At 49.0% G+C, this 12105-nt stretch carries 12 protein-coding genes; 4 read left to right on the top strand and 8 right to left on the bottom strand.

Annotated elements, in window-relative coordinates:
- Nucleotides 1-9: 9 nt before the first annotated feature.
- From BM049_RS07945 to BM049_RS07935, 3 genes are all read left to right on the top strand, one after another.
- The gene (locus BM049_RS07945; protein ID WP_091530269.1) at nt 10-264 is read left to right on the top strand and encodes an SHOCT domain-containing protein; all 255 of its coding nucleotides are present in this window, start codon (nt 10-12) and stop codon (nt 262-264) included.
- A gap of 116 nt (nt 265-380) precedes the next feature.
- Complete coding sequence (locus tag BM049_RS07940; protein ID WP_091530267.1) at nt 381-737, top strand: hypothetical protein; 357 nt, start codon at nt 381-383, stop codon at nt 735-737.
- A gap of 310 nt (nt 738-1047) precedes the next feature.
- The gene (locus BM049_RS07935) at nt 1048-2403 is read left to right on the top strand and encodes an FAD-dependent oxidoreductase (protein WP_091530266.1); all 1356 of its coding nucleotides are present in this window, start codon (nt 1048-1050) and stop codon (nt 2401-2403) included.
- Between the two features lie 18 nt (nt 2404-2421).
- Here the strand turns inward: BM049_RS07935 and BM049_RS11840 are convergent, their stop codons facing one another.
- Nucleotides 2422-2661: a hypothetical protein gene (locus BM049_RS11840; RefSeq protein ID WP_177188648.1), complete on the bottom strand. Its 240-nt coding sequence runs from the start codon at nt 2659-2661 to the stop codon at nt 2422-2424.
- Nucleotides 2662-2724: 63 nt separating this feature from the next.
- On the opposite strand from BM049_RS11840, the gene BM049_RS11835 reads away from it, so the two are divergent.
- Entirely contained in the window at nt 2725-2973 is a 249-nt protein-coding gene (locus tag BM049_RS11835) for a hypothetical protein (RefSeq protein WP_177188647.1), read from the top strand.
- Nucleotides 2974-3093: 120 nt separating this feature from the next.
- Here BM049_RS11835 and ffh read toward each other — a convergent pair whose 3' ends face one another.
- From ffh to BM049_RS11830, 7 genes are all read right to left on the bottom strand, one after another.
- Nucleotides 3094-4587 carry a signal recognition particle protein gene (gene ffh, locus BM049_RS07925; protein WP_091530262.1) on the bottom strand — a complete coding sequence of 498 codons (1494 nt, stop codon included), beginning with the start codon at nt 4585-4587 and terminating at the stop codon, nt 3094-3096.
- 7 nt (nt 4588-4594) lie between these two features.
- Nucleotides 4595-4942 carry a putative DNA-binding protein gene (locus tag BM049_RS07920; protein ID WP_091530260.1) on the bottom strand — a complete coding sequence of 116 codons (348 nt, stop codon included), beginning with the start codon at nt 4940-4942 and terminating at the stop codon, nt 4595-4597.
- 46 nt (nt 4943-4988) lie between these two features.
- Nucleotides 4989-6122, bottom strand: a complete 1134-nt coding sequence (gene ftsY, locus BM049_RS07915; protein WP_091530258.1) for a signal recognition particle-docking protein FtsY — start codon at nt 6120-6122, stop codon at nt 4989-4991.
- Between the two features lie 56 nt (nt 6123-6178).
- Nucleotides 6179-6991, bottom strand: a complete 813-nt coding sequence (locus tag BM049_RS07910) for a Cof-type HAD-IIB family hydrolase (protein ID WP_091530255.1) — start codon at nt 6989-6991, stop codon at nt 6179-6181.
- Between the two features lie 18 nt (nt 6992-7009).
- Complete coding sequence (gene smc, locus BM049_RS07905; protein ID WP_091530253.1) at nt 7010-10570, bottom strand: chromosome segregation protein SMC; 3561 nt, start codon at nt 10568-10570, stop codon at nt 7010-7012.
- Between the two features lie 54 nt (nt 10571-10624).
- A complete protein-coding gene (rnc, locus tag BM049_RS07900; protein WP_091530250.1) occupies nt 10625-11329 on the bottom strand; it encodes a ribonuclease III in 705 nt (234 codons plus the stop codon).
- Between the two features lie 582 nt (nt 11330-11911).
- Nucleotides 11912-12058: a hypothetical protein gene (locus BM049_RS11830; protein WP_177188646.1), complete on the bottom strand. Its 147-nt coding sequence runs from the start codon at nt 12056-12058 to the stop codon at nt 11912-11914.
- Between the last annotated feature and the right edge of the window lie 47 nt (nt 12059-12105).

The following is a 12105-nucleotide window of genomic DNA, read 5'->3' as shown; positions in this document are numbered from 1 at the left end:
GACTGCGACATGATGCATTCGATGTACGGCTTATTTGGAGGAGGATTCAGTATGATGTTAGGTGGATTATTCTGGATCGTGCTCATCATCGTTTTTCTGTACTTGCTGTTTAGAAAGGTTTCAGAAGATAATACGCGCCACAACACTCACCATAACACCATTTCACGGAATCATTCAGCTTTAGATATTCTGGATGAAGAGTACGCGAAAGGAAATATCTCAGAAGACGAATATATGAGAAAAAAGAATCATTTAAGACAGTAAATGATCATTAAGAGACTGAAAAGTTTGAAGGGTTGCCCTTCCCCTTTTCAGTCTTTTCTACGTGATGAGATCAATAATCATGGTATAGTAAAGGAGAAGTTAAAGGAGTGAGCCATATGCCATACGAAGACCAGGATTTTATCATGCGCCAGATCAAGGGGTACGCAAAAGGGCTTGGGGTGCTTTTAGATATCGAATCACTTAAAGAACTGCTGAAGCTGGAATTCTCTGTGGACGAAGAGTTATCCGACCGAGAAATCGAATCGATCATCTATACCGCCAGAGTCGAAAACTATATCAATACACGCCTGCTCAGTCAGGTCGAACTGGAAAAAATGCTGGATCTGCCCCCTGAACGCGTGGAACATTTGATGACCACCACGGAAGACGCCTCCCAGCAGGACCTTGACATGCTGAAGAAGCTGATCGAAGATGAACAGAACTGGCTGAACACCGAAAGAGGTGACGAGTAACGGGGGTTTCTATAAAGTCGCTGCCCTGAATACCTATTTTGACTCTGACTGCTCTTTCATTTAGAGGTTCACATTATTACTCTGATCGTGTTTGATGCATAAAAAAATCAAGACCTCTCAAAGCAGACCTGAATGCCGGTCTGCTTATTTTTATTGTATTTTTTTGCAGTAATCTTATGGAAATTTTGTCACTGATAACATTTCTTGAGCATATCATTATCTATAATGATTATAATCTGGTAAAGTGTTCCCTGTTGTGGTTTTTATACATATCATAATCCACACAACACACACATAGGAGGAATTTTTTATGAAATATATCGTAGTAGGAACATCACACGCCGGTTACGAAGTGACCGAGACACTCTTGAAGGACCACCCGGATGCGGAAGTCCATCTTTATGAACGTGGCTCCACCGCTTCTTTCCTGTCTTGCGGGATCCAGAGTTATCTGGAAGGCATCAGTAAGCATGCTGACCAGCTTCACTATGCCACTGAGCAATCATTCAAAGACCAGGGCGTCATCGTTCACATGAACAGCGATGTCGTGGGAATCGATCCGGCCGAAAAAACGATCACGGTTAAAAATGAACAAGGCGAATCAACGGAAAGTTATGACAAACTCTTCCTCTCACCTGGAGCCAAGCCTGTCGAGCTGCCAATTCGGGGTACTGACCTTGAGCATGCTTTTTATGTTCGCGGACGTAACTGGGCTGAGAAAATAAAAGCCCGCATGAACGAGTCTAAAAAAGCGGTCGTCGTCGGCGCCGGCTACATCGGTATCGAAGTCGTTGAAGCCTTTGCTAAAGCCGGTATCGAAGTCACCGTTATCGATGCCCTGGACCGCGTGCTGAAAACGTATCTGGACAAAGAATTTACAGATATCTTGGAAGAAGACATGCGCCAGCAGGGCATCAGTGTCCGTACAGGTGAAATGGTCAAGGAGATCGTCGGTGAAGACGGTAAAGTGAAAAAAGTTATTACAGACAAAGGTGAATATGAGGTGGATACTGTCATTCTTTCTGCCGGGGTCCGGCCGAACACCAGTTGGCTCGACGGTGTTGTGGAGTTGAACGATGATCGTACAGTCGTTGTGGACGAGTATATGGAAACATCTGAAACAGACATCTTTGCGGCCGGCGATGCGACAAAAGTACCTTTCGCTCCTACCCACGGAGACAAACTGATCGCTCTGGCATCAAACGCCCGTCGTCAGGCTGTTGTGGCTGCTAAGAATATGGGCGACAAAAAAATGAAAATGCCTGAAGTTGCCGGCACGTCTGGACTCTCTCTTTTCTCTCGTAAATTTGCTTCAACAGGTGTCAAAGACATCGACAGTGACTCAGTCAAAGCGGAAGTCGCGAGCAAATATGTGGAAGAACGGCTGCGGCCCAAATTCATGGGAGATGACGAAACGGTCCTCATGAAAGTGCATTTTGAAAAAGACAGCCACCGTATCGTCGGCGGACAGCTGATGTCGACCTATGACATCACCCCTGCTATCAATACCTTGTCTGTGGCAATCACAGCCGGATGGACTCTGGAACAGCTGGCTTTCGCTGACTTCTTCTTCCAGCCGGCATTCAACCGCCCATGGAACTTCCTTAACGTGCTGGCTCAAGAAGCACTGGGAGAAACATACGGCAGCGGCAACATGTTATTCTAAAAAAATAGTCGTATTATTTTAAAGCCCCGGATCATCCTGCTTATAAACAGGATGATCCGGGACTTTACTTTTTTCTCGCATGAAGTCCTCATTAGTCGTGCTCGCGAAGAAATTCGTTTGAGCGATGCCAATGTGAGACTCATTCGACGTACTGGAAAGGAAATTCTGGTGAGCACGGCCATTGCGGCACTTATTAGACGTACTCACGAAGAAAATCGTTTGAGTGAACCCAATGAGACGTTCATTAGACGTATTCACAAAGAATACGGCCCGAGTAATCCTAATGAGACATTCATTCGACGTACTCACAAGCAATATATAATGAGTGAACGTAATGAGGCTCTTATTGGACGTGCTCAAGGTAAAGTAAGCGTGAGTACGCTGAATGAGTCGGTCATTCAATGTACTCACGAGAAAAATAATTTAAGCAAACCCAATCAGGCGCTCATTCGACGTACCCAGGGTAAAGTAGCGTTGAGCGAACCCAATGAGGCACGCATTAGGCGAACCCAAAGTTATCCTAATTTGAGTAAACCGAATATAGTGCGCATTAAACGCACTTACCGCTGAATAAATCTGACCAGGTCGAATAAGGTCTGGATCAGGCCGCCGCCTGATCCTTCCTATCCCAAAGAACTTAAAGCATAGAAAAAGCAGGCGGATTCCCGCCTGCTTCCCTTTTCATACTTTTTATTTCTTGCGTTTGACGATTTTCTTCTTCTTCTTTTTCTTTTTCTTTTTCTTCTTGCTGCCGGAGTTTCCGCCGCCGCCAAGACCACCGAGCAGGTCGCCCATGCCGCCGCCCATCTTGCCCATCTTACCGAGCTTGCCTTTGCCGCCGCCCATCTTACCGAGCATTTTTTCCATGCCGCCCATTTTGCCGTTGGACATCTTACTCATCATGTCTTTGGACTGTTTGAACTGCTTGATCAGGCGGTTGACTTCCGCGATGTCGCGCGCAGACCCTTTAGCGATACGGCGTCGGCGTTTCTGTGACAGGATATCCGGATTCTGGCGCTCTTCTTCGGTCATGGACATCACGATCGCTTTCATGTGCGCCATGTCTTTGGGATCCACTTCGAACTGGTCCATCCCCGGTAGATTGTTCATCCCGGGGATCATCTTGATGATGTCTTCCAGTGGTCCCATGTTCTGCATCTGGTCCATCTGTTCGATGAAGTCGTTGAAGTCATAGCGGTTCTCACGCATCTTCGCGGCCATTTCTTCGGCGCGTTCTTCATCGACTTCCTGCTGGGCGCGTTCGATCAGGGTCAGGATATCGCCCATTCCCAGGATCCGGTTGGCCATACGGTCCGGATAGAACGGTTCTAAAGCGTCCAGTTTCTCGCCGGTACCGGTGAATTTGATCGGTTTATTGGTGACGGAACGGATCGAAAGCGCCGCACCCCCGCGTGTGTCCCCGTCCAGTTTCGTCAGGATGACACTGGTGATGTTCAGACGTTCATTAAAGGAATCCGCCACGTTGACGGCGTCCTGACCGGTCATGGCATCAACGACCAGGAAAATCTCATGCGGGTTGACCGCCGCTTTGACGTCTTCCAGTTCGTCCATCAGGGTTTCGTCGATGTGCAGACGACCGGCCGTATCGATAATCACGACGTCACGGTTTTCAGCTTTCGCTTCGTCAAGACCGCGCTTGGCGATTTCGACCGGGCTGACCTGGTCGCCCATGCTGAACACGGGGATATCCAAGTCGCGTCCGACGGTCTGAAGCTGGTCGATCGCAGCTGGGCGGTAAATATCCGCCGCGACCATCATCGGTTTTTTCTTCTCGTATTTACGTAAATAATTCGCCAGTTTACCGGCGGTGGTCGTTTTACCGGCACCCTGAAGACCGGTCATCATGTAGACGGTCGGTCCTTGTCCGGGTTCAGCGAAGATGATTTTCTCCTGCTCGCCACCCATCAGTTCCGTGAGCTCGTCATTCACGATCTTGACGACCTGCTGTCCACCATTCAGGCTCCCGAGCACTTCTTCTCCGAGTGATTTTTCACGAACGGTTTTAACGAAATTTCTTACCACTTTATAGTTGACGTCGGCTTCAAGTAAAGCGAGTCTGACTTCGCGCATGACGTCTTTGACATCGGCTTCGGTTACTTTCCCTTTTTTACGCAGTCCGGAAAAGGCATCCTGCAGACGTCCGGTTAATCCTTCAAAAGGCATACGTGCTTCATTCCTCTCTCATGGATTCTAAACTGACTGCCTGAATATAGTCAAGCAGCTGAGAATCCTCATTATAATGTTCTTTCACATAATCAGTTAAATCTTCTACAGCTTTTTGCTTTTTCTCAAAGTCGGAAACTAAGTGCAGTTTCTTTTCATAATCCGTCAGAATCGTTTCTGAACGTTTGATGTTGTCGTACACCGCTTGACGGCTCACAGAAAAGGCATCGGCGATCTCACCGAGTGAGTAGTCATCGCCGTAGTAAAGCTGCATGTATTCCTGCTGTTTCTTGGTGAGCAGCGGACGGTAGAACGAGAACAGCCGGTTCATCCGTAATGTTTTTTCCAGTTCCATTGTTCCTTCGTCTCCTTTATCCCTGCCCAAGCGTTCACAAAAGCCTTCAGGCAGTCTGTTCGATCAGTTCCTTGAATAATCCGTAGGCGAATTTCTCCGTGTCGAAGGGGTGCAAGTCGTTCATCGTTTCACCCAAGCCGACGAATTTGACCGGGATACCCAATTCTTTCCCGATCGCCAGCACGATCCCACCTTTGGCCGTGCCATCCATTTTCGTCAGGACGATGCCGGTGACATCAGTGGTCTCTTTAAAGATCTTGGCCTGATTCAAGGCGTTCTGTCCGGTCGTCGCATCTAAAACGAGTAGCGTTTCATGCGGCGCATCCGGGATTTCTCTTGAAATGACGCGTTTCATTTTTTCCAGTTCGTTCATCAGATTTTTCTTGTTCTGCAGACGTCCGGCCGTATCGATGAGGAGGATATCTGCGCCGGAATTTCTGGCCGTTTCGATCCCGTCATACACAACAGCCGCTGGATCGCCGCCCTGTTGGGTGGACACCACTTCAGCGCCTACGCGGTCGCCCCAGACATGGAGCTGTTCGATCGCTCCGGCACGGAAAGTGTCTCCGGCTGCCATCACGACTTTCTGCCCTTTTTCGATGTACTGATGTGCCATTTTGGCGATCGTGGTCGTTTTACCGACACCGTTGACCCCAACGAAGAGCACGACCGTCAAGCCGTCTTTGTTTTCATTAAAGAAGTGATGGTCCGGATTGGTTTCACCGTACATATCCACCATCGTCTGAACGATCACGCGTTCCGCGTCTTTCATGCTGCGTACGTTCTGCACTTTGGATTCATAGCGCAGCGTATCGGCGATATGCATGGTTGCTTCAAAGCCGACGTCGGATTCGATCAGAAGGTCTTCCAGTTCTTCGAAGAACTCTTCATCTTCATAACGGAAGTTGGCTAACAGTTCATTCAAACGTCTAGTGAAGCTCACGCGGGACTTTTTAAGTCCTTTTTCATACTGTTCGGTTTCCCGGCGGTCACTGTCCGGTTCCAGCGTCGTGTCCTTCGCCGTGGACTGTTCACTGATATCAGTGACTTTCTCGACTTTTTCTTTCTCAGTGACCTCAGCAACCTCACTGACTTTTTCTTCTTTGACTTCCGGCTGTTTCGGTTCTTCTTTCTTATCTGCACCAGTAAAAGCTGATTTGATCTTGTCAAATAATCCCATAGTGGATCCACTCTTTCTATAGCTTATTTATCTTGAAGTGATTTGTCTTAATAAAATCAGTTTAACACATATTTCTCAATAGCATAACCGACACCATGTTCATCATTCGTTTTCGTGATGATCTGTGCGGCATCCTTGACGAGCGGTATCGCGTTCGCCATTGCTACACCGGTACCGGCACGAAGGACCATGGCCAAATCATTTTCCTGGTCGCCGATGGCCATCATATCGGCCACGTCGATGCCTAAGATTTCAGAAAGAAGGTCGAGGCCTTTGCCTTTATCGATCGATTTCGGCATGAATTCCAGAAGCTGCGGCCGTGATTTGATCAAGTTGTACCGCTCACGGTAGATATCGGGGATCTCTTTGATCTTGGCATCGAGCTCTTCCTGATGCCAGCAGTAGACGATCTTGTTGACCGGAAACTCTTCCGGCAGATTCGTCATATCGATCGGTTCAAACGGCAAAGCATGCATCACTTCAGGATACATGGACGGTTTCCCTTTCGGATAAGGCGGAGCGTGCACGACATCCAGATCGATGAAGTTGCAGGGCAAAGCCAGTTCCTGACTCAGCTTGTAAATATCCAAGGCATCTTCTTTCGGGAACGTGATCTGACGGATCGATTCGCCGGTCTGGGTCCACTGGACTAGCCCGCCGTTATACGTCAGAGCGATATCACCTGCTTCTGTGAGCCCGCAGTCTTCCAGGATATGCAGCATGGCTTTAAGCGGACGTCCTGTGACTAAAACGACTTTGACGCCCTGTGCTTTCGCCTTTCTGATGGCGGCTTTGTTTTCTTCTGATACGTCATGATTACTGTTAAGTAGTGTGCCATCCAGATCGATGGCAACGAGTTTGATAGACATAAAATCCTCCAAAGTTTGTTATTGGGTCACTGTTTCCTCGATATCCTGCAGGTGCACGGAAACGAGACGGGACACGCCTTTCTCGCGCATGGTCACGCCATAAAGCGAATCGGCTTCTTCCATCGTCCCTTTACGGTGCGTGATCACGATGAACTGGGTCTCAGACGCAAATTCATGCAGATAGCGGCCGAAACGGGTGACGTTGGCTTCATCCAGAGCCGCTTCCGCTTCATCTAAAATACAGAATGGGATCGGTTTGACCTGGATGATCGCAAAGAGCAGCGACAAGGCGGTCAGTGCCCGCTCGCCCCCGGACAACAGACTCAGTGACTGCAGCCTTTTTCCGGGTGGCTGGGCGATGATCTCGATCCCTGAATGCAGAAGGTCATCCGGATCGGTCAGGCGCAGTTCCGCTTTCCCACCGCCGAACATGCGCGGGAAGACGAGGGCGAACTGTTCTTTCACCTGACTGAAGGTCTCGTAAAAGCGACGCTCCACTTCTGAATCCATCTGATCCATCGTATCATACAATTTCTCTTTCGCTTCTAAAAGATCCTGCTGCTGGGCGGCTAAGAAGTCATGGCGTTCGGCCACGCGTTCATATTCTTCAATGGCCCCCACATTGACTGGTCCAAGTTCTTCGATCCCGCGCTTCAGGAGCTTGACACGTTTTTGTGTTGCTTCAGCGTCGATGTCATCCGGCTGGATGCTTTTGGCTTCCTCGTAGCTTGTCGTGTATTCTTCTGACAGGTACGCCAGCAGATGATCCATCGACACATCCAGACGGGACTGGGCAATATCCAGCTGATTCTTCTTATCCGTAAGTTCGGCTTTATAGTCGATCGCATACGACACGGACTCGTCCAGCTGACTGACCATTTCGTCAAGGTCCGTGTGTGATTCTTTCAAGTCGCTTTCTTGAGCTTTCAGTTTTACCGCTTCTTTCTGCAGCGTCTCCAGCTTCTCGCCCAAGTCTTCTTTCGACTCCAGCTCGACACCTTCTTCCAGCTGCGTGAGTTCCGCTTTGAGGTTCTCGATCGACTGATCGACCTCTCTGATCTGCGCTTCCACACTCTCGCGCTTGGACCGCGTAAATGCCAGGGTCTCCCGCTCAGCATTCCACTGTTCGCTCAGTTCCTCGCGTTCCTGTTCCAGACGTTCTTTCTGAACCTGTTTGTCTTCTTTTTCATTGGTCAGCTGATCCAGTTCATGCTTGAGTCGTTCAAGGTCGCTTTCTGCACGCACACGTTTCTCTTTGACCTCTTTTAAGTCTGTATTGACTTGTGTTTCTTCTTTTTCGGCTTCCTGCTGTTCATAGCGCAGACCTTTACATTCGCGCTCCAGACGGTTCACGGTTTCTGAGAGGCTTTCAACGACCTGTTCCAGCTGGCGTTCTTCCAGGCGTTTGTCTTCGCCGGAGGTCCGCAGCTCTTCAAGATCTTTCGTTAACGACTCGATCGTGTCTCTGTCCGTTTGGTTCTCGTCTTCACGCAGTTTGATCGTTTTTTCCAGTTCATCGATTTCGATGCGCAAGGCTTTCTGTTCTTTTTTCTGAGAGAACAGATGAGCATTCGACGAACGCTTGCCCCCGCCCCCGGTCATCGAACCGCCGGCATTCATCACGTCACCGTCCAGACTGACGATACGGACAGAATAACGCAGCGCCTTGGCAATGGCGTTGGCTGAGTGCAGGTCTTTTGCAACGATCGTCTGACCGAGCAGGTTCTCCATCACATTTCTGACTTTGTCGTCAAAGTGGATCAGGTCGCTCGCGATCCCGATGAAGCCGTCCACATTCTGGGCTTTCTGTCGCATCTGCGGTGAGACGAAACGTTTTTTGATCGTCGTCAAAGGCAGGAAGGTCGCCCGCCCCGCTTTTTTGTTTTTCAGATAAGAGATCGCGTCACGTCCGGATTTCTCGTCTTCCACGATGACGAACTGACTGGCCGCACCCAACACCACGTCAATGGCTTCGGTCACGTCCGTCGGCACATCCATCATATCTGCGACGGTCCCGACGATCCCCTGAAGGTTGTCCTTGCCGCGCATAACGGCCTTGACTCCGGCAAAGTAGCCGGCATAGTTCTCCTGCATTTCCTTGAGACTGGCCTGTTTGGCCTGAGCCCGCTGCAGCTGATGGTTCAACTGGTTCAGTCGATCGGCTTTCTGCTTAAAGGACCCCTGTGTGTCGTCCATCAGGGCTTTTTTAGACGTATACGTTTCTAAAAGTTCATCGATCTCTGTTTTTATCGCTAAAAGAGCCGCTTCTTTTTCTGTATGAGACGTTCTGGCCTCATCCAGCTTCTGTGACACGTCTTTGAGAGACGTTTTATGCTTTTCAGCATTGATCGTCGCCTGCTGGCGCTCACGTTCCAGATACATCTCTTCGTTTTTCAGAGACGTCTTGTTCTGCATGGCATCGATGTACGCGCCGCGCAGCTCCTCGATGGCTTCTTCCTTGTTCCCCATCAAACGGGCCAGACGCTCGTCATACTTCTTCACATCATTTTTCAGATCCGTGACGTGTGCCGACTGTTTTTGATAGGCTTGTTTCAGTGATTCATACTCGTCATTCAAAGCAGCCAGACGCGTTTCTTCTTTTTTCAGACTGCCCTGTTTTTCAGACAGGAAGGCATCCTGGTGCCGCTCTTTTTCTTCGACTAAACGCAGCTGGGCTTCTGTCCGTTCGATCTGCTGAACAGAGGTGATGGTCTCAGCCTGCAGTTTCTCCCGTTTGTCTTCGATGTCATGAAGTGCTGCCCGTTTCTCTTTCAGTTCAGTCGACTCACGGTCGAGCTTCGTCTGTACCCGTCTAAGATCTTCATTCAGCGCTTCGATTTTCGCTTTGTTTTCTTTCTGTTCTCTGGCGTACTGATCGATCTTCAGTACAGATAAGGCGATGTCCAGATCTGTGAGTTCTTCTTTCTGTGACACAAAGGACTGGGCGATGTCTTTCTGCTTTTTCAAGGGCTCCAGCTGGTCGTTCAGTTCATACAAGATGTCCTGAACACGGTCCAGATTGTCCTGGGTCTCAAAGAGCTTGCGCTCCGCTTTTTCTTTCTGCAGTTTGTACTTGAACACGCCGGCAGCTTCTTCAAAAATGGCTCGGCGGTCTTCCGCTTTACTGTTGAAGACCGCTTCGACCTGCCCCTGGCTGATGATGGAAAAAGACTCTTTCCCAAGGCCCGAATCCATGAAGAGATCCACAACATCTTTCAGCCGGCAGCTTTCTTTATTGATATAGTAGTCGCTGTCCCCATTACGGTTGAGCCGGCGGCCGATACTCACTTCTTCAAAGTCGATCGGTAAGAAACTGTCCGAATTATCCAGGATCAGGGTGACTTCAGCGATGTTGATGGCTTTACGGGAATCGGTCCCGGAAAAAATGATGTCATGCATGCGTCCGCCGCGCAGGGTCTTGGCCGACTGTTCACCCATGACCCAGCGGATCGCTTCGATGATATTTGATTTTCCGCTGCCGTTGGGCCCGACCACAGCCGTGATGCCATCCGTAAAATCGATGACGGTCTTGTCAGCAAAGGATTTGAACCCTTTGATTTCTAATCGTTTTAATTGCACGTTTAAAGTCTCTCCTCTCTAGCATTTAAAGACTTTCTAAATTTGTTTTAAACACTAGGACTGATTCCCTTGTTCCAAACTCTCCAGGGCATGCTTGGCTGCATTCTGTTCTGCCGCCTTTTTGGAACGGCCGACACCGCGACCGTAAGAATCCCCTTCAACAAACACCTCGACCACAAACTCGCGCTGGTGGTCAGGCCCGCGTTTATCGACGACCTTATACTGGATCGTCACGACGCCGTTCTGCTGAAGCAGTTCCTGTAGAGCAGTTTTGTGATCCATCCCATGAGAGAAAGCACCGGAATCGATTTTCGGAAACAGAATCTGTTTCAACACCTCAAGTACAACGTCCATTCCCTGGTCAACAAAGACCGACCCGATAAAGGCTTCAAACACATCACACAAAAGTGATGGACGGTTCCTCCCGTTCATCTGTTCTTCCCCTTTGCCCAGACGGACAAATTCATGCAGACGATACTCTTTGGCCAGCTTGGCTAAGCTTTCTGCACGGACGATCGACGCGCGCTTGCGTGTGAGCTGTCCTTCAGGCTGGTTCGGATACTTGTGGTAAAGGTAATCGGAGACGGTGAGTTCCAGTACGGCATCGCCAAGAAACTCCAGGCGTTCCAGATTCTTGATGTTCTGTTCACGATGATCATTCGCATAGGATGAATGGGTAAACGCTTCGACTAACACAGACTCGTCATCGAACGTCACACCAAACGTTTTTTCAACATGGTTCATTAAATTTTTCGTCATCTAACTTCCCTCCCTTACAAAAAATTCTATACCCCGTTAATTATACTTGATTTCATGGGAAAAATAAACAAGGGACTGCAAGGAAAGGCGTTTCTGTTAGGTTTTATCCGGCGGTTTCGATAAAGTCAGCTGAAAAGAGCATTCAGCTAGGTGAACAGACCGTCCCAGCTCTCCTGTAGTGACGACCGATCTCCTTTTGGCCTGTGAGTGGTCGTAAGAAAAAAGAGTTGTGACCACCCCGTGCATTATGAGCCTGAGCTGGCGGTATTTGACCTTCGTTCGGCCCCCTCACCTGAGGAATTTCTGTGACTGGCCACTATAATGGCGTTGTAGTCACCGCTCGACAATTTTCAATAGACGGGATGGCCGAATGAAGGCCTTCTGTTGCCCACTGAATAAAAATATCCGGTTGGGTGGTCACTACAAGCTCTGTGTAGCAACCGCTCACCAGAACGGGTCTTATGGGTGGTCACAACTTCCCGCTTTTATCACCCACCCAGGCAGGAAACGGCCCCCACTTTGACCAATGAACGAGCATTGTGTCGGCTCAGAAAAATAATCGTCTGACTCTTCTCTGTTCGCTTAGATAAAGACCCAATCGATCTGATCATAACGGTCATACGCGCCTGCCACGCGTATGGTCTGCTTTAAAGCTCTTTTTGAAGGTGAAACTGACCAGCCGGTCAGTTTCGTCTTACTTTCAGAGACAAAATCACTAATATTGTCCATCAAAAGACAAATGACGGGCCTGTTTTCACTATTTTGGAAGCGTTATA

The organism is Alkalibacterium subtropicum, assembly GCF_900112455.1.
Taxonomy (GTDB): domain Bacteria; phylum Bacillota; class Bacilli; order Lactobacillales; family Carnobacteriaceae_A; genus Alkalibacterium; species Alkalibacterium subtropicum.
The sequence above is the reverse complement of the archived record's forward strand: the minus strand, read 5'-3'. Positions and strand labels throughout refer to the sequence as shown.